We start from the raw sequence: 22,047 nt of genomic DNA on the forward strand, positions 1-22,047 counted from the left end.
CGGGACGGGGTGGCGCTGAGGCAGCCCGCCCGAGAAAGCGTTTTCTCGCATCTCTATAGAAGTTGTATCAAGACGGCAGCGGATCAGTCAATCACTCCAGCACTGGAAGAAAGCGTTTTCCGGCGACTGCAGCTTGCGCCTCGCGACCCGCACCGGAAAATCACCGGGAAAGGCAGGGGAAATCGTTTTCGCGGACCCGTATATGCTTTCTTTCAAAGCACCCGCAGCAGGGCCGGGCCACCACCGGACAGCAACAGTTCGCGGCGGCGCCGGCCGGGCGGCAAGGAAGAGGGGTTCCCATGGCCAGGAAATCGGCAAGCGGCCGCATCGGCATCGCTGACGTCGCCGCCAAGGCGGGGGTTTCCCATGCCACCGTTTCGCGTGTCATGAACGGCAACTTCACAGTGGATCCGGACATCGCGGCCCGGGTCCGGGCCGCGGCTGCGGAACTCAAGTACCAGCCCAACCCGGTGGGCCGGAGCCTTGCCCTCGGAAAGACGGACACTATCGGCATCGTGGTGCCGGACCTCGCCAACCCCACCTTCCAGGCGATCCTCCGGGGCCTGAGCCGGGCGGCAGCGCAGGATGGCTACCGGGTGCTCATCGCCGATTCATTCGAAGTGTCCAGCGAGGAATCGATCCTGGCCGGCGAGGCCCGCAGGCGCTGTGACGGACTGGTCCTGTGCGCTCCACGTATGACCGATGCGGAGCTCGAGGAGATCGTCCCCTCACTCCACCCGCTCGTGCTGATCAACCGCACCACAGCCGCCCCGGACGTGCCCAGCCTGGTGGTGGACTACGGCCAGGGCGTCCAGGACATCGCGGGGCACCTGGTGGAACTGGGCCACACCCGCCTGGCCTTCCTCGCCGGGCCGCCCCACAGCGCCTCCAACGACCTGCGGCTCAAGGGCCTGGAGACGTTCAAGGCCGCCCACCCCGAGGTGGAGGTGACCATGCTGGACGGTGGCTCGGACTTCGACACCGGGCACGAGGCAGTGGATGCCGTACTGGCTAGCGGGGCCACCGGAATCCTTGCCTTCAACGACCTTGTGGCCATGGGCCTGATGAGCGGCCTCCATGAACGTGGCCTGGACGTCCCCGGCGACATCTCGGTAACGGGCTTCGATGACATTCCCTTTGCCAGATATACGACGCCGGCGCTCACCACCGGCGCGGTCCCCATCACCGAACTGGGAGAGCAGGCCTGGCAGCAGCTCCGGGCGCTGATCCGCAAGGAGGCGACCGGGACCCCCGGCGGCCGCTACCAGCCGCGGCTCGAAGTCCGGGCCAGCACGGGCCCCGCCAAGGCGCCCCGCAGCACGGTCCACGGCTAAGGCTCCCTACGCGGGCGGCGGTGCCAGGAGCACGTCGATAAACCCGCGCAGCCCGTCGGCCACGTCCACTTCCTTGTCATAGAGCCACTGCAGCTGCAGGCCGTCGGAAACCGCCACCACCAGGCGGGCCAGGTCCGCCGCGGGCAGGTCCGAGCGCGCCTGGCCCGCGGACTGGCGGCGTTCGATGTCCGCCGCCAGAACGTCAACCACCTCGGCGTAGCGCTCCTTGAAATAGGCGTGCGAGTCGTGCGCCGGGTCATTGGCCGTGGCTGAGGCCACCGCGTACAGGGTGGTCAGGCCGGGCTCACGGCGGTTCCGCTCCGCGGAACGCACCATCAGCGCCAGCCCTGCCTCTTCAGCCCCCATCGCCGACAGGCTGCGCCGGTCCCGCTCGGCAAGGACAGCGGTCAGGAGTTCCTGCTTGCCCCGGAAGTAATGGAAAAGGGTGGCTTCCCGGACGCCCACCAGCTCCGCCACGCGCTTGAGCGCGGTGCCTTCAAAGCCTTCGGTCGCAAAAACGTCAGTGGCCGTCTGGATGATCTGTTCCCGGCGTTCCGCTCCCTTGGCGTACTGGCCGCGCGGCTTTGATGAAGGCATCAGGCCAGTGTATTTCACCCTTCAGCGACAAAACCTAGTCACACTCGGTTTTTACCGGTACGATCTTTCGCAGGACCCAACGGAGGGTCACTTTTTGTCAGGAGGCACCGTGGCCGTCACGACCATCACCGGGGATTCCGCAGGATCACCTGCCGGAACCCAGACCAGCACTGTTTCAACCGCTCCCGCCGGAACGCCCGCCCGCACACCCCTCGCCTACGTCATCGGCATGCCGATCGCCAGCGCCGGGCTCTGGATGGCCGTCCTGGCTCCGGCCCTGGTGGTGCTCGCCATCAAGGTTTCTGAAATCACCACCCCCGAAACGCGCGCCGGGGCACTCAGCCTGGTGGCCGGCGTCGGGGCCCTCATCGCATTGGTTGCCAATCCGTTCTTCGGCCGGCTGAGCGACCGCACAACCTCCCGCTTCGGCATGCGCAAGCCGTGGATCGTGGGCGGGTCCCTGATTGGATTGGGGTCGCTGATCCTCCTGGGCTCCGCCACCAACGTGACCGGCGTGCTGGTTGCCTGGGTGATCGCCCAGCTCAGCTTCAACGCTGCATTGTCCCCCCTGGTGGCGACCCTCCCCGACCAGACGGCGCCCGCGGAACGCGGCCGCCTCTCGGGCCTGATCGGAATGACGCTGCCCATAGGGCTGGTTGCCGCCGCATTCTTCGCCCAATTGTTCGACAATGCTTTCCAGATGGCGGTGGTCCCCGGCGTCGTAGGGACCGCCGTGACGCTCATCTTCGCGTTCACCTTCAAGGACCGTGTACTGACGGAAAAGCCGGCCCCGCTGAACCTGAAGGAAATTGCGGGCTCCTTCTACTTCAACCCCCGTACCTACCCCGGCCTCGGCTGGGCCTGGTTCACCAAGTTCCTGGTGTACGTCGGCTACTGCGCCGGACTGCTTTACCTGCCCTACTTCTTCGCCGACCACCTGCACGTGGCAGAAACCGCAGTCCCGGCCCTGGTCTTCCAGGCCACCTTGGTCAGCTCGGCCGGGACCGTTGTCACCAGCATCGCCGGCGGCTGGCTCAGCGACCGGATCGGCAAACGCAAAGCCATGGTCATCGCCTCCGCCATCATCATGATGGCCGGCCTGATTGTCATTGCCACCAGCAGCACCACCGACCAGGTCCTGGTGGGACAGGCACTCGCCGGCCTGGGCCTCGGCTGCTTCGGGGCGGTCGATGTGGCCCTCATCGCCGACCTCCTGCCCGGAAGCCAAAGTGAAAACGCCAAGACCTTCGGCGTCTTCAATATCGCCCAGGCGCTCCCCCAGTCCCTCGTCCCGGCCATCGCGTTCCCCGTCATCACCCTTGGCGGCTACCCGGCCCTCTTCATCGGCGGCGCCGTCGTCGGCATCATCGGCGCCGTCCTCGTCACCCGCATCAAAGGAGTCAAGTAAATGAACCCCACGCTCTCCCCCGCCGTCACGGCACCCCCCGCCGGTTCACCGGATGCCGAAGCCCGCATCCTTGACCTGGCCAAGAGCCTCACCCTCGAAGAACAGATCCAGCTGCTGACCGGCGCCGACGTCTGGGCAACCCACTCCCTGCCCTCCATCGGCCTCTCCCGCGTGGTCATGTCCGACGGCCCGGCAGGTGTCCGGGGCGAAGACTTCGATGAGCGGCACGACTCCGTCTCGCTTCCGTCGTCGTCTGCCCTCTCCGCCACCTGGAGCGTGGAGACGGCCCGCCGCTACGGCCAGGTCCTGGGCCAGGAAGCCCGGCGCAAGGGCGTCCACGCAGTCCTGGGCCCCACCATCAACCTGCACAGGTCCCCGCTGGGCGGCCGCCACTTCGAGTGCATGAGCGAGGACCCCCGCCTGACCGCCACCATGGCCGCCGGCTACGTTGCGGGCGTCCAGTCCATGGGAGTGGGGGCAACCCCCAAGCACTACCTTGCCAACGAGGCTGAAACCGAGCGTTTCACGTCCAACTCGGTGGTGGATGAGCGCCCCCTGCGCGAGCTCTACCTGGCCGCCTTCGAGGACGCCGTCACCGAGGCCCGCGCGTGGCTGGTGATGAGCTCCTACAACTCCATCAACGGCACCACCGCCAGCGAAAACGACCTACTGAAGACGCCGCTGTCCACCGAATGGGGCTTCGACGGCGTCGTCGTGTCCGACTGGACCGGCGTCCGATCGGTGGAAGCCGCCAACGCCAACCAGGACCTGGAGATGCCCGGGCCGGTGGGCCACTGGGGACCCAAGCTGCTGGCCGCCGTGAACGATGGCCGCGTGAGCAGGTCCGCGATTCTCGGGAAGGTGGTCCGCATCCTGCGGCTCGCCGCCCGCGTCGGCTCCCTCGAGGGCGTCTCCCCCTCCGTCTCGGAACTGCCGGCCCCCCTGAATGCCGCCGCCGTCGCCCGTGAAGTCGCAGTGCGTGGCGCCGTCCTGGTGCGCAACAGGGACGGCCTGCTGCCCCTGGATCCGCAGGCCCTGGCGAGCATCGCCGTCAGCGGCCACAACGCGGAGGAGGCCCGCACCCAGGGCGGCGGCAGTGCCACCGTCATGCCCAAGCAGAACATCTCACCCCTTGAGGGCCTGCGTGCGGCGCTGCCGGAAGGCGTCCGGGTCAGTTATGCACGCGGCGCCAAGGTGGCGGAGGGCCTGCAGGCCTTCCCCCGTACCTCGCTGCACAACCCCGTGTCCGGCGTGCCCGGCCTGCGGGTGACCTTCCTGGCCGGCGACGGGTCGGTCATCTCGGGTGAGGACCGGCTGGCCTCGCACCTGATCTGGTTTGGCGTCGGCATCCCCGAGGGTGCGGCAGCCATCCGGATGGAAACTGAATGGACCGCGCCGGTGGCCGGGATCCACCACCTGGGCATCGGCACCGTGGGCCGGACCCGGCTGTCCCTGAACGGTGACGAGGTGTTCAACGGCGAGCTTGAAGACGACACCGACGTGCTCGGCGCGGCCCTGTTCGACCCGCCCAAGACCGTCCACCCGGTTACCACCGCCGCGGGGGAAGCGGTGCGCATTGAGGCCGTGTACGACCTCCCCTCAGACCAGGCAATCCCCTTCACGGCCATCCTCCTGGGCGAGGAAACCGTAGTGGAGGATCCCCAGGCCGAGATCGACGCGGCGGTGGAAGCCGCCCGGACCGCCGACGTAGCGGTAGTAGTGGTGGGGACCAGCGCCGCCATCGAATCAGAGGGCTTTGACCGCACGGACCTGGACCTCCCGGGCCGCCAGAACGAACTGGTGGAAGCGGTGGCGGCCGTGAACCCGCGCACCGTCGTGGTGGTGAACTCCGGTTCGCCGGTCCTCATGCCGTGGCTGGACAAGGTGGGCGCTGTCCTGCTCGGCTGGTTCGGTGGGCAGGAATTCGGCCGTGCCATCGCCGACATCCTGCTGGGCACGGAGGAACCTGGCGGCCGCCTTCCCACCACCTGGCCTGCGGCCCTGGCCGACGTCCCGGTCCTGGACACCACCCCGGTGGACGGCAAGGTGGTGTACTCCGAGGGCATCCACGTCGGCTACCGCGCGTGGCTCAAGCAGCAGGCCGCCGGCGGTGCCGCACCGGCCCTTCCCTTCGGCTACGGCCTGGGCTACACCACGTTCGAGTTCGACGCCGCCCACGCACGGGAATCGGTCCCGGCCGGCGCCGACGTGGTCGTCCACGTTCCCGTCCGCAACACCGGCAGCCGCTCTGGCCGCGAAGTGGTGCAGGTCTACCTGGACCGTCCCGAATCCGCCGTGGACCGGCCGGTCCGCTGGCTCGCCGGCTACGCCGGAACCCACCTGGCGCCCGGCGGCACCGAGAGCGTGGAGGTCCGGATTCCGGCACGCTCCTTTGCGCATTACGACGGCGGCTGGCAGTTTGAGCGCGGCACTTTCCGGATCCTGGTGGGCAGGCACTCCGGGGACGACTTCCAGGAACTGGAAATCGAGGTCCGCTAGCCCGCGGGGCGGGGCTGGGCAGGGTGATCCCTGCCCAGCCCCGCTTCTTTGTAGAATCCCTCGATATGGGAAGCCACCAGCTGGGCTGCCCGGCGGCCCTCGCCCTCCTTGACCGCGGCCAGGATGGCATGGTGCTCGGTGCGCAGGCGCGAGGCTGTGGCGTTCCAGTCCGGCAGGTTTCCGGTCAGGCCGGCCGCGTACCCCTGGATGGATTCGCGCAGCGATCCCATCATGGCGCTGACCACTGCATTGCCTGCTGCGTTGGCCAAGGCCAAATGGAACCGGACATCGAGGGCCAGGAAGTCATCCACGGACAGGCCCCCGGGTGAATCCATTGCCGCGAGGAGCGTGGCCGCCTCTTCCAGCTCCGGCGCATCCGGGCGCGCCTGGGCGGCAGCCCAGGACTCCAGGAGGACCCTGGTTTCCACGATGTCTGCCACCGGCAGGTGCTGCGTGGCCACGTGGAGCCGAAGGGCCGAACCAAGGGCCGCGGCAGGGTCTGAGATCACTACCGTCCCGGCGTCCGGACCGGAACCGACGCCGGACCGCACAACGCCCATGGCTTCGAGGATCCGAATGGCCTCGCGTACCGATGTCCTGGAGACCTGGAGCTGTTCGGCCAGCGTGCGCTCCGCCGGGAGCCGGCCGCCGACGGCCAGGTCGCCGGCTGAGAGCCTGTCCTCGATCCATTGCAGGACAAACTGGTGGGTGCGCATAGGCCAATGGTACTTGATGTGGTCCAACCACATGCCCTAGAGTGTGGTTGGACCATAGGAGGAGCCATGACCCACACCATTCAGCCCAACAATCCGGAAGCCACCCCGGCGCCGGATGCCACGGACATTCCCGCAGCACCGGCACCTGCCAGGGCTCCGTCGACGTCCGCCCTGCCTGCCGCCCTCAAGCGGCGCGTCCCCAAGTACTCGGACCTGGCGCCCCTGATGCAGTTCAAGAAGCCGGAATTCAGCAAGGCGGCCCGGCTGCAGCGGGCCAGCACCATCTGGGAGCTCCGCGACATCGCCAAACGGCGCACCCCCAAGGCGCCGTTTGACTACACGGATGGCGCCGCGGAGGAGGAGATCACCCTCCGCCGCGCCCGCCAGGCGTTCCTGGACATCGAGTTCCGGCCCGGCATCCTCCGGAACGTCTCCAGCATCGACCTCGGCACCGACATCCTGGGCAAGCCGTCCCGTCTCCCCGTCGGCATCGCCCCCACCGGCTTCACCCGGATGATGCAGTCCGAGGGCGAGTACGCCGGATCGCAGGCGGCCGAAGCCGCCGGCATCCCCTACACGCTGTCCACCATGGGCACCGCCTCGATCGAGGATGTGGCCGACGCCGCCCCGAACGGCAGGAACTGGTTCCAGCTGTACCTGTGGACGGACCGGGACCGCTCGCTGGAACTGATCGAGCGTGCCGCCAAAGCCGGCAACGACACCCTCATGGTCACCGTGGACACCGCCGTGGCAGGCGCGCGCCTCCGCGACGTCCGGAACGGCATGACCATCCCGCCTGCACTGACCCTCAAAACCGTGCTGGACGCCTCCTACAGGCCCGCCTGGTGGGTCAACTTCCTCACCCACGAGCCCCTGACGTTCGCCTCGCTGTCCCGCTATACCGGCACTGTCGCGGACCTCATCAACTCCATGTTCGACCCAACGCTGACGTTCGGGGACCTGGACTGGCTGCGCGAAACCTGGAAGGGCAAGCTGGTGGTTAAGGGCATCCAGACCGTCGAGGATGCCCGCCGCGTGGTGGACCACGGCGCCGACGGCGTGGTCCTGTCCAACCACGGCGGCCGCCAGCTGGACCGGGCCCCCATCCCGTTCCACCTGCTCCCCGAGGTCAGGCAGGCCTTCACCGCTGACAACAGTGATGCCGCCATCATGCTGGACACCGGCATCATGAGCGGCGCGGACATCGTGGCGGCACTGGCACTGGGCGCCGACTTCACGTTGATCGGCCGCGCGTACCTCTACGGGCTGATGGCAGGCGGACGCGCGGGTGTGGACCGGACCCTGCAGATCCTTGAAAAGGACATGGCCCGCACCATGGCGCTGCTGGGTGTCAGCCGGATTTCCGAGCTCACCCCGGACCACGTGCGGCTGCTGCCCCGTTAAGTCCTACTTCTTGCGCCCGAATTTCGGCAGGGTGGGGAGGTTGGCCAGCAGGTCGGCTGCCTTGGTGGCGGCGCGGCCAACGGTCCGGCCGATTTGCTGCGGCACGGTGTCGTCGCTCAACGGGGCGGCCGTACCGCCGGGAATGACGACGGCGGGGCTCAGCTCTGCGCCTTCCCTCACCAGGACGGGCGCAGGAATGTCCTCCCGGGCCGGCTGCGAAGGCCCGGCAGCCCTGGCGGCCTGCGGCAGCGGGGCCACCGCTGCCGCGACGCTTTCCTGCAGGTGGGCCGGGACCGGCTGGCCGGCGGCCACCCGGCCGGGTCCCTCCGGTGAGGCTGCGCTGCTGCCGCCAGTGCCGACGTCGAATGTCTCCAGCCAGCTGGCGATGCCCTCCAAAGGGCCCCGGTTCAGGGCGTAGTAGCGCTTCTGGCCCTGCGCGCGCATGCTGACCAGCTGTGCTTCACGGAGGACTTTCAGGTGCTTGGAAATGGTGGGCTGGCTCGCCGCCAGTTCCTCCACCAGTTCCCCCACGGCTTTGTCGCCTGCCCGAAGCGCCACCAGGATATCCCGCCGGGTGGATTCCGCTATGACGGCAAATACGTCGTCTGTCACCATGCCTCCCACCCTAGCGACATATACGTCTCAAGGCATCAACTATTTCGGCGGCACAGGTTTCCGGACGGACTAGTCGAACCAGGGGTCCAGCCCGTGCAGCGGGAACACTGCCCTGCGGGTGGCCATGACGGTGCGGTCCACCGCGTCATTGGGGTCGAAGCCCACTTCCCAGGACCGCCACCAGAGCTCCACGTCGTCCCCCATGAGGCTGGGCGCCTCCCTGCCGAACTTCTCCATTACGTACTGCCGCCAGTCCGCCGGCACAGGGGTCCGCAGTGGCACGGGACGTCCCGCCGCGATGGCCACCAGGTGGCTCCAGGCCCGCGGCACCACATCCAGAACGTTGTAGCCTCCGCCGCCGGTGGCAATCCAGCGTCCGCCGCAGTAGCGCTCGGCCAGATTCCCGACGGCGCTGGCCGCCTCGCGTTGCCCGTCCACGCTGAGGTTGAGGTGCGTGAGGGGGTCGTTGCGGTGCGAATCGCATCCGTGCTGGCTGACGATCACTTCCGGTTCGAAGGCCCCCACCAGCTGGGGCACCACGGCGTAGAAGGCGCGCAGCCAGCCGGCATCGGAGGTACCGGCCGGCAGGGCGACGTTCACGGCCGTCCCTTCCGCGGCCGGACCGCCGGTTTCGTTGGCGAACCCGGTCCCCGGGAAGAGGGTCAGCCCCGTCTCGTGCAGCGAGATCGTGAGGACCCGCGGTTCGTCCCAGAAGATGTTCTGCGTGCCGTCCCCGTGGTGGGCGTCGACGTCGATGTAGGCCACCTTGCCCACGCCGCCGTCAAGCAGCTTTTGCACGGCAAGGGCGGCGTCGTTGTAGATGCAGAATCCGCTGGCGCGCTCCCGGGCCGCGTGGTGCATGCCGCCACCGAAGTTCACCGCATGCAGGGCCGATCCTTCCAGCAGGCGCTGGGCGGCCAGCAGCGAGCCGCCGGCCAGGCGGGCCGCGGCCTCGTGCATGCCGGCAAACGCGGGGTCGTCCTCGGTTCCCAGCCCGCGTGATTCGTCGGGCCGGGTTGGGTCCGCACTGACCCTGCGGACGGCTGCCACGTAGTCGGCCGAGTGGACGGACTCCAGCTCCGCGTCGGATGCCACCTCCGGCGCCGCGAGGTCAACATGGTCCAGGTCGAAGAGCCCCAGGCTGCGTGAGAGGCGCGCCGTAAGGTCCATTCGCTCCGGTGCCATGGGGTGGCCGGGGCCGAAGTTGTAGGCTGTCATGTCAGGACTCCACGCCACCATCGTTGGCGGCGCGGGCTGGCGGAGTCCGGGCAGGTATGTCATCAATCACAGGCTACCCGAGCCTGCGCCGCCGCCGGCCCGGCCATGACGCGGGCTTTAGTGGTTTACTACTGAAGGAAGCCGTTTCAACCGAGGAAAAGCCACACATGACGCAAAGCCAGTCGAGGCCCCGGACGCCGGCCCCCTGGCACCCCCCGGCGCAGGACCGGGAGGGCCTCTGGATCTTCACCCGGCTGCGCGACTTCATTGACGACATCGCCAATACCTCCCCCGCACGGCTGGCTCTGACTGCGTTCGCCGCCGTCTGCACACTCTTTACTTTCCTGCTCACCCTGCCGGTCTCTGCCGCCGACGGAACCCCCACCCCCATCCACCAGGCGCTGTTCACGGCGGTCTCGGCCGTCTGCGTCACGGGACTCACGGTGGTATCGACGGCGGTCCACTGGTCTTTCTTCGGCCAGCTGGTGATCCTGGTGGGCATCTTCATCGGCGGCTTGGGCACGTTGACCCTCGCCTCGCTGCTCGCCCTCATGGTGAGCAAGCGGCTGGGGGTGCGCGGCAAGATCATCGCCGCGGAGTCCATGAACAACGCGGGCCGCCTGGGCGAAGTGGGCACCCTGCTGCGGATCGTCATCACGACCTCAGTGGTCATCGAAGGCATCCTGGCGCTGACCTTGGTCCCGCGCTTCCTTATTTTGGGCGAGCCGTTCTGGCAGTCTGTCTGGCACGGCATCTTCTACGCCATTTCATCGTTCAACAACGCCGGTTTCACCCCTCATTCGGACGGCATCGTGCCCTACGAAACGGACCTGTGGATCCTCATCCCCCTGATGGTGGGCGTCTTCCTGGGAAGCCTGGGCTTTCCCGTGGTGATGGTGCTGCAGCAGAACGGGCTGAACTGGAAGAAATGGAACCTCCACACGAAGCTCACCATCCAGGTCTCACTCATCCTGCTCGCCGCGGGCACGTTCCTGTGGGCCCTCATGGAGTGGGACAACGCCCGGACCATCGGGCCGATGGGCCTCGGTGACAAGATCACCCACTCCCTGTTTGCATCGGTCATGACGCGGTCGGGTGGATTCAACCTGGTGGACCAGAACCACATGGAATCCACCACCAAGCTGCTGACCGACGCGCTGATGTTCGCCGGCGGCGGGTCGGCGTCGACGGCGGGCGGCATCAAGGTGACCACCATCGCCGTGATGTTCCTGGCCATCGTTGCCGAGGCCCGCGGCGATGCCGACGTGAAGGTGTACGGCCGGACCATTCCGCAGGGCACCATGCGGGTGGCCATATCCGTGATCGTTGCCGGCGCCACCCTGGTTTCCGTCTCCGCGTTCCTGCTCCTGCAGTTCAGCGGCGCATCACTGGACCGGGTGCTGTTCGAGACGATCTCGGCCTTCGCCACGGTTGGCCTGAGCACCGGCCTCAGCGCCGAGGTGCCCCCCGAGGGCGTCTACGTCCTCACGGCCCTGATGTTCGCCGGCCGCGTGGGCACCGTTACCCTCGCCGCTGCCCTGGCCCTGCGCCAGCGCAGCCAGCTGTACCACTACCCCGAAGAGAGGCCGATCATTGGCTAGTTCCACAGACGCCCCCCGGCGCCCCGCCCACAACGCTCCGGTCCTGGTGATCGGGCTGGGCCGCTTTGGATCATCCACCGCGGAGCAGCTGGTCAAGCAGGGCCGGGAAGTGCTCGCCATCGAACGGGACCGGAACCTGGTGCAGAAATGGGCACCCCTCCTGACCCACGTGGTGGAGGCCGACGCCACCAATATTGATGCCCTCCGCCAGCTCGGCGCCCAGGAGTTCAGCTCCGCCGTCGTGGGTGTGGGCACCTCCATCGAGTCCTCGGTACTGATCACCGTGAACCTGGTGGACCTGGGCATCGAGCACCTCTGGGTCAAGGCAATCACCCCGTCGCATGGCAAGATCCTGACCCGGATCGGCGCGAACCACGTCATCTACCCCGAGGCCGACGCCGGAGTCCGCGCCGCGCACCTGGTGTCCGGCCGGATGCTCGACTTCATCGAGTTCGACGACGACTTCGCCATCGTGAAAATGTACCCGCCGCGTGAAACCGTGGGCTTCACCCTGGACGAGTCAAAGGTCCGCTCCAAGTACGGGGTGACCATTGTGGGAGTGAAGTCCCCGGGTGAAGATTTCACGTACGCCCGGCCCGAGACCAAGGTGTCCTCCCGGGACATGCTCATTGTCTCCGGCCACGTGGACCTGCTGGAGCGGTTCGCCGCCCGGCCTTAGTCCGTCCGCTAGCCGAGCTGCTTGGTGATTTCCGCTGCCCGGTCGGCTGCCGCGCGTGCGCCGGCGGCGATGATTGCCGGGATGCCCTGTTCGTCGAAGGTGGCGATGGCGCGTTCTGTGGTGCCGTTGGGGCTCGTGACGGCCTTGCGCAGGGCTGCGGGGTCGGCGCCGGGTTCGGCCAGCATGAGGCCGGCACCGGCCACGGTTTCGCGGGCCAGCAGGAGGGAAAGCTCGCGGTCCAGGCCCAGTTCCTCCCCTGCCGCGGCCATGGCCTCGGCCAGATAGAAGGCGTAGGCGGGACCGGAGCCGCTGATGGCCGAGAGCGCGTCCACCTGCCCTTCGGGGACTTCCACGACGGTTCCGGCACCCTGCAGGAGGTCTTTGACCATTTGGAGCTGTTCAGGACTGCAGTGCGTGCCCGGCGAGACGGACACGACGCCGCGGCCCAGCTTGGCGGGAGTGTTGGGCATGGTGCGGATTACCGGCTGCCCCGCAGGGAGTGCGGCTTCCAGTTGGGCGATGGACACGGCCGCGGCCACGCTGACCACCACGGTTTCCGGTGACAGGGCGGGGCTGATTTCCTTCGCCAGGTCCGCGATGCCCACCGGCTTGACGCCGAGGATGACGACGGCGGACCCCTTGGCGGCCTGCTTGTTGTTGTCCGGTTCTTCCTCACCGGCAATGGCGGTGATCCCCTGGTAGCGCTCGGCCAGCTCCGAGGCGCGTTCCGCGCGGCGGACGGTGGCAACCACATCCCCCGGGTCCTTCCCTGCCTCCAGCAGGCCGCCAAGAATGGCTTCGTTCATGGATCCACAGCCAAGGAATGCGATTCGGTTGCTCATGCCTCCATCATTACAGTTCGCAGGCATTCACAGGCAACTCCCATCCTCAGCGCAGGCAGCACACAACTTGGCGTCCTAACGTAGTTATTACCTCATTGAGGGTGCGAGTGATGCGGCAGGCATGGGGATGTTTGCCAGGGCACCGGTGGCACGGCAACAGGTTTTCCCCCATTTTCCTGTTGCCGGCCCCGGTGCTTCCGCGTTTAACGGCCAGCTCCTTTGGCGCCCCGGCGTCAAGGGTGCGTCAAGGGCTAGACAGTTGCCTCCACGGTGCGGGAGCCAGCCACGTGGGGTGCCGGCTCCAGGGGTCCGTCAAAGACCAATTGGTCAAGGCGCCGCAGGATCAGCCCTTCACGCAGCGCCCACGGGCAGATGCGGAGCTTCTTGAACTTGAACATCTCCAGGGCTGCCTCGGCCACCAACGCGCCCGCAAGGACCTGGCGTGCCCTGGCCTCGGAGACTCCGGGAAGGTGCAGGCGGTCTTCCGAACTCATGGCCGAGATCCGCTGCGTCCAGATTCCCAGGTCCGAGGCGTGCAGTTCCCTCTTGACGTAGGGTCCTTCCGCACTGGGTGCGGCACCGGCGATCCGGGCCAGGGACCGGAACGTCTTGGAGGTGCCGGCCACCACGTTGGCCCGGCCCAGGCCGTCGAATTCGCGGACGGCAGGCTTGAGGGTGGCCCTGATATAGCGCCGCAGTTCCTTGACGCTCTTAGCGGTCGGCGGGTCCTCGGGCAGCCAGTCCCGGGTTAGCCGGCTGGCGCCCAGTGGCACGGAAGTCGCCACCTCGGGAAGTTCGTCCTGGCCAAACGCCATTTCGAAGGAGCCGCCGCCGATGTCCAGGTTCAGGATGGGCCCGGCGCCCCACCCGTGCCAGCGCCTGACCGCGAAGAACGTCATGGACGCCTCTTCGCTGCCGCTCAGTTCCTGCAGGGTCACCGTGGTCTCGTGCTTGACCCTGGCCAGGACGGCGGGCCCGTTGGTGGCCTCCCGGATCGCTGAGGTACAGAAAGCCAGGAGGTCCTCTGCCTTGTGCCGGGCCGCGAATTCCCAGGCTTCCAGCACAAATTCCGTGAGCTCCCGCTGGCCCTCATCGCTGATGCTGCCGTCCGGTTCAAGGTATTGGACCAGGGACAGCGGCCGTTTGTGGGAAGCGAACGGGACCGGCTGGGCGCCCGGGTGGGCATCCACCAGGAGCAGGTGGACAGTGTTGGACCCGATATCGAGGACGCCTAGACGCATGGGGACATTATTGCTCGTCGGCGCGCTTGAAGTCGCGCCTGATGTTGGCAACACCCTCGGGGTTGATCTCGAAACCGTAGGCCGCGCCCGGGTTGATCACCATGCCCAGTTCGTCGCCGATGTTGGCGATGATGGCAGCGCCCTGCGTGCCCAGGACGTTCGGAGCGGCTTCCAGGTACTGCTGGTCCACCCTGCTGGGGTGCGAGAAGACGGCCAGGACGGGGTCGCCGTCGGCATTGGCCAAAACCAGGGGCTCCACCTGGGAGTCGACGCCCTCCACCGTGTCCGAGCTGATGATGTAGACCTCGCTGTTGAGGAACGACAGGATGACGTCCACAGGGTCTGCGTCCGGCTGGCCACCGGTGGCGAGCTTCTCCTCGAGGTCGTTGAGCGGCTGGAGGTCCGTGTGCGCGGGCTGTTCAGTCATTCCCCTAGCCGATCACGATACTGTGGCCGGCGCAAACGCGCCGGCCACTTGGTTACTTCTTGGCCGTGGCCTTTTTCTTGGCCGGAGCCTTGCGGGTGGTGGTCCGCTTGACCGGTCCCTTGGCGCGCTTCTCGGCGAGCAGTTCCACGGCCTGTTCCCGCGTGAGTTCCTCGAGGGAGGTGGCACGGGGAACCGTGATGTTGGTGATGCCGTCCGTGATGTAGGGGCCAAACCGGCCTTCCTTCACCACGATGTTCTTCTCGGACACCGGGTCCGGGCCGAACTCGGCCAGCGGCGGCACCGCGGCACGGGCGCCGCGCTGCTTGGGCTGCGAGTAGATCTCCAGCGCCTGTTCCAGGGTGATCGTGAAGATTTCCTCTTCGGAGCCGATGGAGCGTGAGTCAGTCCCCTTCTTGAGGTAGGGGCCGAACCGGCCGTTCTGGACCGTGATGAGGTTGCCCTCCGCGTCCTCCCCCAGTGCCCGGGGCAGGCTCATGAGCTGCAGCGCCTCGTCCAGGGTGACGGATTCAACCGTCATGGACTTGAAGAGCGAACCCGTGCGCGGCTTGGCCTTGACCGGCTTTTTCGGCGGCTTGGGCTTGCCGTTCTTGTAGTACTCCACCGGCTGGTTGGCCAGTTCCTCGTCGGTCATTTCCGGGATGATCTCGGTGACGTAGGCGCCGTAGCGGCCATTCTTGGCCACCACGGTGTGTCCGGTGTGCGGATCCGCGCCGAGCACGCGTTCCTCGGGCGCCGCCGTCTCCATCAGTTCGATGGCCTTGGCCGCGGTCAGTTCGTCCGGGGCCAGGTCCTCGGGGACGTTGGCACGCGCCGATTCGACGATCTCGCCCGTCTTCGGGTCCACCACGGCGGCAGAGCTTTCCAGGTAAGGGCCGAACTTGCCCACCCGGAGCGTGATCTCGTCGGTGATCGGGATGGAGTTGATTTCCCGGGCATCGATCTCACCCAGGTTGTTGACGATGCTCAGCAGGCCCGGATCGGAATCCTCGCCGAAGTAGAAGTGACGCAGCCAGGAGGCGCCGGCTTCCTGGCCGTTGGCGATCTTGTCCAGGTCGCCTTCCATGTCGGCGGTGAACTCGTAATCCACGTAATCGGAGAAGTGCTGTTCCAGGAGCCGGATCACGGAGAAGGCGATCCAGCTGGGCACCAGGGCCGAGCCCTGCTTCCGGACGTAGCCGCGGTCCTGGATCGTGGAGATGGTGGAGGCGTACGTGGACGGGCGGCCGATGCCCTTCTTCTCCAGCTCCGCGGTCAGCGAGGCTTCCGTGTAGCGCGGCGGCGGGGAGGTCTCGTGGCCCACGGCCTGGATGTCAGAAGCCGTGAGCGAGTCGTCCTTGGCCACGTTGGGCAGCCGCCGGGCTTCGTCGGAGTCGTCGTCGCCGCGGGTCTCGTCCTTGCCTTCCTCGTAGGCGGCGAGGAAGCCGGGGAACGTGATCACGGTGCCGGAGGCGGAGAACTCTGCGTCCCGGCCGTCGGCGGACACCGCGCCGAGGCGGATGGTGGCGGTCGAGCCCTTGGCGTCGCCCATCTGGGAGGCGACCGTACGCTTCCAGATGAGTTCGTACAGGCGGAACTCGTCGCCGGAGAGCTGCTTCGCCACCTGGGCAGGGGTGCGGAAGGAGTCACCGGCGGGGCGGATGGCCTCGTGTGCTTCCTGTGCGTTGGCGGCCTTGTTGGAGTAGACGCGCGGCGACTGCGGAATGTACTCGGGGCCGTACAGTTCGGAGGCCTGGCGGCGGGCCGCCGTGACGGCCTCGTCGCTCAGCGCGGAGGAGTCCGTACGCATATAGGTGATGTAGCCGTTTTCATACAGCCGCTGGGCGATCTGCATGGTGCTCTTGGAGGAGAAACGCAGCTTGCGGCCAGCCTCCTGCTGCAGCGTTGAGGTGGTGAACGGCGCAGCGGGGCGGCGCGTGTACGGCTTGGTGTCCACCGAGCGGACCCGGAAGTCGGCGTTCTGCAGTCCGGCAGCCAGGGAGGTCGCCAGTTCCTCATTGAGGTGGGCCACGTTCCGGGAAGTGAGCTCGCCGTTGTCGTTGAAGTCGCGGCCCGTGGCCACCTTGGCGCCGTCCACGGCGGCAAGCTTGGCCTTGAAGGAGCCCGAATCCGCGCCGAACTGGCCGGTCAGGTCCCAGTAGGACGCGGCCTTGAAGGCCATGCGTTCGCGTTCGCGGTCCACCACCATGCGGGTGACCACCGACTGCACGCGGCCGGCGGAGAGGCCGCGGGCAACCTTGCGCCACAGGACGGGCGAGATTTCGTAGCCGTAGAGCCGGTCCAGCACGCGGCGGGTTTCCTGGGCGTCCACCAGGTCCTGGTCCACGTCGCGCAGGTTGCCCATGGCGCGCTGGATGGCTTCCTTGGTGATTTCGCCGAACGTCATCCGGTATACGGGGACCTTGGGCTTGAGCACCTCGAGCAGGTGCCACGCGATGGCTTCGCCTTCGCGGTCCCCATCGGTTGCGAGATAGAGTTCGTCGGCATCCTTGAGGGCGGCCTTGAGCTCGGTGACCTTTTTCTTCTTGTCCGGGGACACCACGTAGTACGGCTTGAAGTCGTGGTCAATGTCGACGGCGAACTTCCCGACGGAGGTTTTCTTCAGCTCGGCGGGGAGTTCGGACGGCTGCGGCAGGTCGCGGATGTGACCGATGGAGGCCTCTACGATGAAGCCCTCGCCGAGGTACTTGGCGATGGTCTTGCTCTTGGCCGGAGACTCCACAATCACGAGTTTCTTGCCGGTTTTGGCCTTGCTTGGCACGGTGCTCCTACAGAAAAAGGTTGCTGGGGCAGATGAGCCCATGTTCGCCTAGTTCACCATATTTTGGGCAATCGTGCGCATTCATGTGGAAAAGACGGGGCTCCGTTGAGGGCTTGAGGGGGCCTACTCCAGGGCGGGATTTCCGGCCGGAAGCAGGAAGCCGTCCCGGACCAGGTTGGCCACGTCGGCGAGCAGCGCACCCTGGAAAGTCCCGGCGTCGAACCCCTCCCCGCCGCCCAGGAGGGCCTCCAAAGCGCCGGCGATCTGACCGGCGGTGAGGTCGCCGTCGCACGCGGACACAAAGCCGGCCAGCTCGGTACTCATCAAATTGGTACGGCGCAGCCCGGCGCCCTGCCGGAGCAGGATCACGCCGGGGTGTTCGGCGCCCGGGCGCTGGTGGCGCTCCTCGGTGACGTCCTCCGCCACGAGCAGGTGCGTGGCCGCAAGGTCATGGGCGGCGAGCCAGTCGGCGCGTTCGACGGCGGCACCCAGGTGGGGGCCGATGGGCTGCTCGATGGAGTAGGTGATTTCCTCGAAGCGGCTGATGGCGGCAGCGCGGCCGTCAGCGGGGCGGCGGAGCCAGACCATGCCGAAGCCGATGCCGGCAACATCCCGGGATCCGAAATCGGCCAGGTAGGCGGCGTACGCGTCCCGGTAGTGCTGCCGGTCGCGGGATTCGGAGGCGTCGCGGAGCCAGGTTTCGGCGTATTGTTCCGGGCTGACCAGTTCCCGCTGGATGAACCAGGCGTCCGTATCCTGCCGCACCCAGGACTTTGGCCGCTCTTCCCAGCTGCTGCCGGCGGTGACTTCCCAGTTGCCCAGCATCTGGGCCCACCCGCCGGGTGCCAAAACGCCGGGCAGGTCCGCCACCAGGGAGGCCACGATCCCGTCGCCCGGCAGGCCGCCGTCGCGGTAGGTGAACTGGTCAGCCGCGTCCTCGCCGGCACTGCGCGGGGTGATCACGAACGGCGGGTTGGAGACGACCAGGCCGAATTCTTCACCGGCCACCGGCTCCAGGAGTGAACCCAGGCGCAGGCTGACCCTGTCTTCGAGGCGGTCAGGGTCCACGGAGAGCGCCTCGGCATTGAGGAGGATGTTGAACCGGGCGTAGGCCAGGGCGCGTTCGGAGATGTCGGTGGCGGTGACATGCTGGCAATGGTGCAGCAGGTGGAAGGCCTGGATGCCGCAGCCCGTCCCGAGGTCCAGGGCACGCCCGGTGTGGCGGCGGATAGTGGTCTGCACCAGGGTGGTGGATGCCTGGCCGATGCCCAGGACGTGGTCGTGCCGGAGCACGCCGGCCTGCTGGTGGGCGGCGAGGTCGCTGGCCACCCACAGCTCCGCGCCGCCGCTGCCGTCGTCGTTCTTGTCCCAACCGTACGGCCGCAGGTCGGCTTTCGCGGTGAGCATGCCGGAGCCGGGGACCGGCTGCACCAGCCCCAGTTCGAGGAGGCCGTCGGCACCGGTGCCCGGCAGTGCGGCGTCGAGCATTTCCTTTTCCTGGGGTTCGGCGAGGAGCCAAAGGCGGACGACGGCGGCGAGCGGCACAGCGCCGGCGTCGGCCCGCACCGCCTGCTCAACTGCGAGGACCGCGGGGATGATCTGGTCCCGGTTCAGCGCCGCCGAGGCCTCAGGGCCCAGCAGCTGGGCCACGCCGTCGAGCGTGTAGTCCAGCCCGCGCAGGTCGGCGGCGAGCGCGGACAGCAACGCGGGGAGGTCGCTGCGGGGAGCGTCGGGAGTGTTTCCGGCGGTGAACTCATAAGGGGATGCAGGCACCGCTCAAGTTTAGTCCGGGGTGGGTGCGGGGTACGGTGGTCCCATGCCTTCCCGCTCTGCCTTCCTTCCGCGCGCCCGCATGGCCGCCGCTGCACGCCGTTCGCTGCCGGGGGCAGTGGTTGCCGCTGGCCTCTGCCTTGCCGTGGCAGGGTGTTCACCGTCGAATCCGGTGGAAAACGCAGATGTATCGAAGTGGCGGGCCACAGCGATGCCGTCGTCCCCGGCTGTTGTTGTTCTCCAGGATTCCGGCAAGATCCTCAACCGGGACCGCATTGTGCAGGAGGCCGCCAGGGTTCCCGCGGGCAGCTACACGCTCACGGCGGTGTGCGACGGCACCGGCAAGGCCTTCTTCGCCGTGTCCCTGGACGGCAAGGCCGTAGCCGAAGCCGGTGCCGCCTGCAACGGCCGGCAGGAGGCCACCCGGATCAACCTGCCCGCCGCGGGCCGGGTCGAAATCAGCAGCTCCAGCGTGGACGCTCCGCTGCTTTACGCCTACCAGCTGGCACCGGCGCAATAACGCCGTTCCGGCTCTGGCCTGCTGCCCGGCGGGGGCTTAAAGTCGGACTATGCCCAGCGTGCGGGGATTCTCCACGCCCCTTCCGGAAGGGACAGCACGGGCGCCGCTGGCGCTGAAGCCGGCCGCCGCCGTCGCCCTTGGACTTGTGCTTGCGGCAGGTGCCCTGGCTGGCTGTGAATATACGTACGACGACGGCCGGGCCTCCAGCGCGCAGGACACCACGACCGCTGCCCCGGCGCCGGCGTTCACCCGCGACCCGTTGCAGCAGGATCCGGTCGGCGAGGCCGATCTGGGGGACTGGCAATCGCGGGCGCTTCCGGGCACCACGGGCCCCGTGGTCCAGGCCGAGGCAGGACTCCTCGCTGCCGCGGAAGTCCGCACCGTCCGGTCGCCGGTGCTGGCAACCGGAACCTACATGCTGGCCATCGCGTGCCGCAGCCAGCGCCGGGTGACCTTCACGGTCAGCACGGAGACCCTTACCTTGGTGGATCTGGGCCTGCGGTGCGGCGTCAACCGCCAAAACGTCATTTATGTATCGACGGACAGCGTGCTCACGGTCCGGGTGGAGGCCCGGACCGCAGCGGACTATGCGTTCCGTGTGGAACGGCTCTGAGCCCTGCCGGCACGGCAACCGGGGTCAGGCCGCGGCGTGCCCGGTGGCGGGTCAGGCCGCGGCGCAGCCGTCCGGGCAGCGGAGCGTCTCCGGGTTCGCGGCGCAATCGGCGCAGTACAGCGTCAAGGTGCGGCAGCTCGGGTTGGAACAGTTCTCGAATTTGCTGGTGGGCGCCGAACACCGGACGCACTGGCCAATGGTCTTGGCGTCCTCGCTGAACTCCAGGTGCATGCGCTTGTCAAAGACGTAGAGCGAGCCTTCCCAGAGGCCCTGGTCCTTGAACGCCTCGCCATACCGGACAATCCCCCCGTCCAGCTGGTACACCTCTTTGAAGCCGCGGTTCACCATGAGGCTGGACAGCACCTCGCAGCGGATGCCACCGGTGCAGTAGGTCACCACCGGCTTGTCCTTCAAGTCGTCGTACTTGCCGGATTCCAGCTCCTTGATGAAGTCGTGGGTGGTGGCGACATCCGGTACCACGGCGTCCTTGAACCGCCCGATCTGGGCCTCGAAGGCGTTCCGGCCGTCGAAGAAGACCACGTCCTCGCCGTCCTTCTTCCGGGCGTCAACGAGTTCGTGGAGCTGCTCCGGCTTCAGGTGCTTCCCGCCGCCCACCACGCCCGCCGCGTCGACCTTGAGTTCCCCGGGCGCGCCGAAGGAGACGATCTCGTCCCGCACTTTCACGCTGAGCCGCGGGAAGTCCGCCGCGCCGCCATCGGACCATTTGACGTCGATGTCCCGGAACCCGGCATACTCCCGGGTGGTCTTGACGTACTGCTTAACTGCACCGATTTCCCCGCCCACGGTGGCGTTGATCCCGTCCTTGGAAATGATGATGCGGCCGGTCAGTCCCAGCTTCTCGCACAGGGCACGCTGCCAAAGGCGGACAGCCTCCGGGTCTGCAAGGGGGGTAAAACCGTAAAAGAGCACAATCTTGTTCAAAGCCACGTATTTAAGGGTACCGGCTGCGTTTGTCCCTCTCCGGCGTGGCACCGGCCGGCAGGGCCCGACGCTGATCACAATTGCATAAGCACTGCCGCCCCCTCTGTTGCTTCCGATCGGGCTGGAATAGTGTTCTTGCCATGAGCCCGGAAACCCTGGTTGAAGACATCACTGGCCTGCTCGAAGTGTGGGTTGCCGGCTGGGCCGGATGTCGCGGCTACCGGACCTCCACGGAGGGTCGATTTCCCGCCGCGCTCCGCGCTGACACCAGCGGGGAGTGGGAGATCTTTGCGTCCGAACCCACCGACGATGAGTTCGGCGCCCTCGCCGCCAGGACGGCGGAATCCCCCGCCCGGGTCCTGACCATCCTCACCAACGATCCCTCCCGGTACGCGGCCCTGGCAGCCCGGCAAGGCCTGAACGTCACCTCTGATTCGCAGACCATGATGATTGTGGACATGGAGACGCAGGACGCTGAGGACCCCTGGCTTTCCGACGACGACCTGAACCTGTCCACTTTCGAACAGGACGGTGTCCACTACGCGGAGGTCCGCTCCGGGGACGCCATCGCGGCCAGCGGCAGGGTGTTCGTGGTGGGTGACACCGCCGTGTTCGACAAAATCATCACGGAGCCGGCGTTCCAGCGCAGGGGCCTGGGCAGCTTCATCATGCGCGCGTTGGCAGCCCAGGCCTTCGGGCACGATGTCCGTACCGGCCTGCTGCTGGCTTCATTGGATGGGCAGAAGCTCTACTCGCATCTTGGCTGGACCACGGTGGCGCGGGTCCTGATGCTGTCTGCGTCCCATGACGGAGCGGACCTCTCGCTGAGCTGACCCTGCTCC

At 67.4% G+C, this 22,047-nt stretch carries 19 protein-coding genes; 9 read left to right on the top strand and 10 right to left on the bottom strand.

The window, feature by feature from the left end; genetic code table 11:
- Nucleotides 1–299 precede the first annotated feature (299 nt).
- Nucleotides 300–1,334 (top strand): LacI family DNA-binding transcriptional regulator, encoded by a 1,035-nt coding sequence (locus tag ACZ9J7_RS03775; RefSeq protein ID WP_476207136.1) that lies wholly within the window; start codon nt 300–302, stop codon nt 1,332–1,334.
- A gap of 6 nt (nt 1,335–1,340) precedes the next feature.
- On the opposite strand, the gene ACZ9J7_RS03780 is transcribed toward ACZ9J7_RS03775, so the two are convergent.
- The gene (locus ACZ9J7_RS03780; RefSeq protein WP_476207137.1) at nt 1,341–1,931 is read right to left on the bottom strand and encodes a TetR/AcrR family transcriptional regulator; all 591 of its coding nucleotides are present in this window, start codon (nt 1,929–1,931) and stop codon (nt 1,341–1,343) included.
- Nucleotides 1,932–2,040: 109 nt separating this feature from the next.
- On the opposite strand from ACZ9J7_RS03780, the gene ACZ9J7_RS03785 reads away from it, so the two are divergent.
- Nucleotides 2,041–3,339, top strand: coding sequence for an MFS transporter (locus tag ACZ9J7_RS03785; RefSeq protein ID WP_476207139.1), 1,299 nt, complete (start codon nt 2,041–2,043; stop codon nt 3,337–3,339).
- Nucleotides 3,340–5,838: a beta-glucosidase gene (locus ACZ9J7_RS03790; RefSeq protein WP_476207141.1), complete on the top strand. Its 2,499-nt coding sequence runs from the start codon at nt 3,340–3,342 to the stop codon at nt 5,836–5,838.
- Here the strand turns inward: ACZ9J7_RS03790 and ACZ9J7_RS03795 are convergent.
- The gene (locus tag ACZ9J7_RS03795) at nt 5,835–6,554 is read right to left on the bottom strand and encodes a FadR/GntR family transcriptional regulator (protein ID WP_476207143.1); all 720 of its coding nucleotides are present in this window, start codon (nt 6,552–6,554) and stop codon (nt 5,835–5,837) included. The two genes, ACZ9J7_RS03790 and ACZ9J7_RS03795, sit on opposite strands and share 4 nt — an antisense overlap.
- A gap of 66 nt (nt 6,555–6,620) precedes the next feature.
- On the opposite strand from ACZ9J7_RS03795, the gene ACZ9J7_RS03800 reads away from it, so the two are divergent.
- A complete protein-coding gene (locus tag ACZ9J7_RS03800; protein ID WP_476207144.1) occupies nt 6,621–7,958 on the top strand; it encodes an alpha-hydroxy acid oxidase in 1,338 nt (445 codons plus the stop codon).
- Nucleotides 7,959–7,961: 3 nt separating this feature from the next.
- Here the strand turns inward: ACZ9J7_RS03800 and ACZ9J7_RS03805 are convergent, their stop codons facing one another.
- Nucleotides 7,962–8,573, bottom strand: a complete 612-nt coding sequence (locus ACZ9J7_RS03805) for an ArsR/SmtB family transcription factor (RefSeq protein ID WP_476207146.1) — start codon at nt 8,571–8,573, stop codon at nt 7,962–7,964.
- A 69-nt stretch (nt 8,574–8,642) separates the two neighbouring features.
- The gene (locus tag ACZ9J7_RS03810) at nt 8,643–9,854 is read right to left on the bottom strand and encodes an acetoin utilization protein AcuC (RefSeq protein WP_476207148.1); all 1,212 of its coding nucleotides are present in this window, start codon (nt 9,852–9,854) and stop codon (nt 8,643–8,645) included.
- 104 nt (nt 9,855–9,958) lie between these two features.
- On the opposite strand from ACZ9J7_RS03810, the gene ACZ9J7_RS03815 reads away from it, so the two are divergent.
- The gene (locus tag ACZ9J7_RS03815; RefSeq protein ID WP_476207149.1) at nt 9,959–11,392 is read left to right on the top strand and encodes a TrkH family potassium uptake protein; all 1,434 of its coding nucleotides are present in this window, start codon (nt 9,959–9,961) and stop codon (nt 11,390–11,392) included.
- Nucleotides 11,385–12,071, top strand: a complete 687-nt coding sequence (locus ACZ9J7_RS03820) for a potassium channel family protein (protein WP_026265713.1) — start codon at nt 11,385–11,387, stop codon at nt 12,069–12,071. Before ACZ9J7_RS03815 ends, ACZ9J7_RS03820 begins: the two co-directional genes overlap by 8 nt.
- Nucleotides 12,072–12,079: 8 nt before the next feature.
- On the opposite strand, the gene proC is transcribed toward ACZ9J7_RS03820, so the two are convergent.
- The 5 genes from proC to ACZ9J7_RS03845 all read right to left on the bottom strand — a co-directional run bounded on the left by proC (nt 12,080) and on the right by ACZ9J7_RS03845 (nt 19,133).
- Entirely contained in the window at nt 12,080–12,913 is an 834-nt protein-coding gene (gene proC / locus ACZ9J7_RS03825; RefSeq protein ID WP_476207152.1) for a pyrroline-5-carboxylate reductase, read from the bottom strand.
- Between the two features lie 251 nt (nt 12,914–13,164).
- On the bottom strand, nt 13,165–14,154 hold the full coding sequence (locus ACZ9J7_RS03830; protein ID WP_476207154.1) for a Ppx/GppA phosphatase family protein: 990 nt from the start codon (nt 14,152–14,154) through the stop codon (nt 13,165–13,167).
- 7 nt (nt 14,155–14,161) lie between these two features.
- Nucleotides 14,162–14,581 carry an SseB family protein gene (locus ACZ9J7_RS03835; protein ID WP_141159392.1) on the bottom strand — a complete coding sequence of 140 codons (420 nt, stop codon included), beginning with the start codon at nt 14,579–14,581 and terminating at the stop codon, nt 14,162–14,164.
- A 52-nt stretch (nt 14,582–14,633) separates the two neighbouring features.
- Nucleotides 14,634–17,360 carry a type I DNA topoisomerase gene (gene topA / locus ACZ9J7_RS03840; protein ID WP_476207155.1) on the bottom strand — a complete coding sequence of 909 codons (2,727 nt, stop codon included), beginning with the start codon at nt 17,358–17,360 and terminating at the stop codon, nt 14,634–14,636.
- Nucleotides 17,361–17,483: 123 nt separating this feature from the next.
- Nucleotides 17,484–19,133: a DUF7059 domain-containing protein gene (locus ACZ9J7_RS03845; RefSeq protein WP_476207156.1), complete on the bottom strand. Its 1,650-nt coding sequence runs from the start codon at nt 19,131–19,133 to the stop codon at nt 17,484–17,486.
- 43 nt (nt 19,134–19,176) lie between these two features.
- Between ACZ9J7_RS03845 and ACZ9J7_RS03850 the strand changes: the two genes are divergently transcribed.
- Together ACZ9J7_RS03850 and ACZ9J7_RS03855 are read left to right on the top strand one after the other, a co-directional pair.
- Nucleotides 19,177–19,650 carry a hypothetical protein gene (locus tag ACZ9J7_RS03850; protein ID WP_476207158.1) on the top strand — a complete coding sequence of 158 codons (474 nt, stop codon included), beginning with the start codon at nt 19,177–19,179 and terminating at the stop codon, nt 19,648–19,650.
- 49 nt (nt 19,651–19,699) lie between these two features.
- Nucleotides 19,700–20,263, top strand: a complete 564-nt coding sequence (locus ACZ9J7_RS03855; RefSeq protein WP_476207159.1) for a hypothetical protein — start codon at nt 19,700–19,702, stop codon at nt 20,261–20,263.
- A gap of 51 nt (nt 20,264–20,314) precedes the next feature.
- Here the strand turns inward: ACZ9J7_RS03855 and trhO are convergent, their stop codons facing one another.
- Nucleotides 20,315–21,211: an oxygen-dependent tRNA uridine(34) hydroxylase TrhO gene (trhO, locus tag ACZ9J7_RS03860; RefSeq protein WP_476207161.1), complete on the bottom strand. Its 897-nt coding sequence runs from the start codon at nt 21,209–21,211 to the stop codon at nt 20,315–20,317.
- Between the two features lie 134 nt (nt 21,212–21,345).
- Between trhO and ACZ9J7_RS03865 the strand changes: the two genes are divergently transcribed.
- Nucleotides 21,346–22,038, top strand: a complete 693-nt coding sequence (locus ACZ9J7_RS03865; protein WP_476207162.1) for a GNAT family N-acetyltransferase — start codon at nt 21,346–21,348, stop codon at nt 22,036–22,038.
- Nucleotides 22,039–22,047 lie beyond the last annotated feature (9 nt).

This window comes from Pseudarthrobacter sp. TE9888, assembly GCF_056279345.1.

What these genes read in the sequence shown, in the direction of transcription:
- ACZ9J7_RS03775 (WP_476207136.1), top strand. Translation starts at nt 300, where the DNA reads ATGGCCAGGAAATCGGCAAGCGGCCGCATCGGCATCGCTGACGTCGCC.
- ACZ9J7_RS03780 (WP_476207137.1), bottom strand. Translation starts at nt 1,931, where the DNA reads ATGCCTTCATCAAAGCCGCGCGGCCAGTACGCCAAGGGAGCGGAACGC.
- ACZ9J7_RS03790 (WP_476207141.1), top strand. Translation starts at nt 3,340, where the DNA reads ATGAACCCCACGCTCTCCCCCGCCGTCACGGCACCCCCCGCCGGTTCA.
- ACZ9J7_RS03795 (WP_476207143.1), bottom strand. Translation starts at nt 6,554, where the DNA reads ATGCGCACCCACCAGTTTGTCCTGCAATGGATCGAGGACAGGCTCTCA.
- ACZ9J7_RS03800 (WP_476207144.1), top strand. Translation starts at nt 6,621, where the DNA reads ATGACCCACACCATTCAGCCCAACAATCCGGAAGCCACCCCGGCGCCG.
- ACZ9J7_RS03805 (WP_476207146.1), bottom strand. Translation starts at nt 8,573, where the DNA reads ATGGTGACAGACGACGTATTTGCCGTCATAGCGGAATCCACCCGGCGG.
- ACZ9J7_RS03810 (WP_476207148.1), bottom strand. Translation starts at nt 9,854, where the DNA reads ATGACATACCTGCCCGGACTCCGCCAGCCCGCGCCGCCAACGATGGTG.
- ACZ9J7_RS03815 (WP_476207149.1), top strand. Translation starts at nt 9,959, where the DNA reads ATGACGCAAAGCCAGTCGAGGCCCCGGACGCCGGCCCCCTGGCACCCC.
- proC (WP_476207152.1), bottom strand. Translation starts at nt 12,913, where the DNA reads ATGAGCAACCGAATCGCATTCCTTGGCTGTGGATCCATGAACGAAGCC.
- ACZ9J7_RS03830 (WP_476207154.1), bottom strand. Translation starts at nt 14,154, where the DNA reads ATGCGTCTAGGCGTCCTCGATATCGGGTCCAACACTGTCCACCTGCTC.
- ACZ9J7_RS03835 (WP_141159392.1), bottom strand. Translation starts at nt 14,581, where the DNA reads ATGACTGAACAGCCCGCGCACACGGACCTCCAGCCGCTCAACGACCTC.
- ACZ9J7_RS03850 (WP_476207158.1), top strand. Translation starts at nt 19,177, where the DNA reads ATGCCTTCCCGCTCTGCCTTCCTTCCGCGCGCCCGCATGGCCGCCGCT.
- ACZ9J7_RS03855 (WP_476207159.1), top strand. Translation starts at nt 19,700, where the DNA reads ATGCCCAGCGTGCGGGGATTCTCCACGCCCCTTCCGGAAGGGACAGCA.
- ACZ9J7_RS03865 (WP_476207162.1), top strand. Translation starts at nt 21,346, where the DNA reads ATGAGCCCGGAAACCCTGGTTGAAGACATCACTGGCCTGCTCGAAGTG.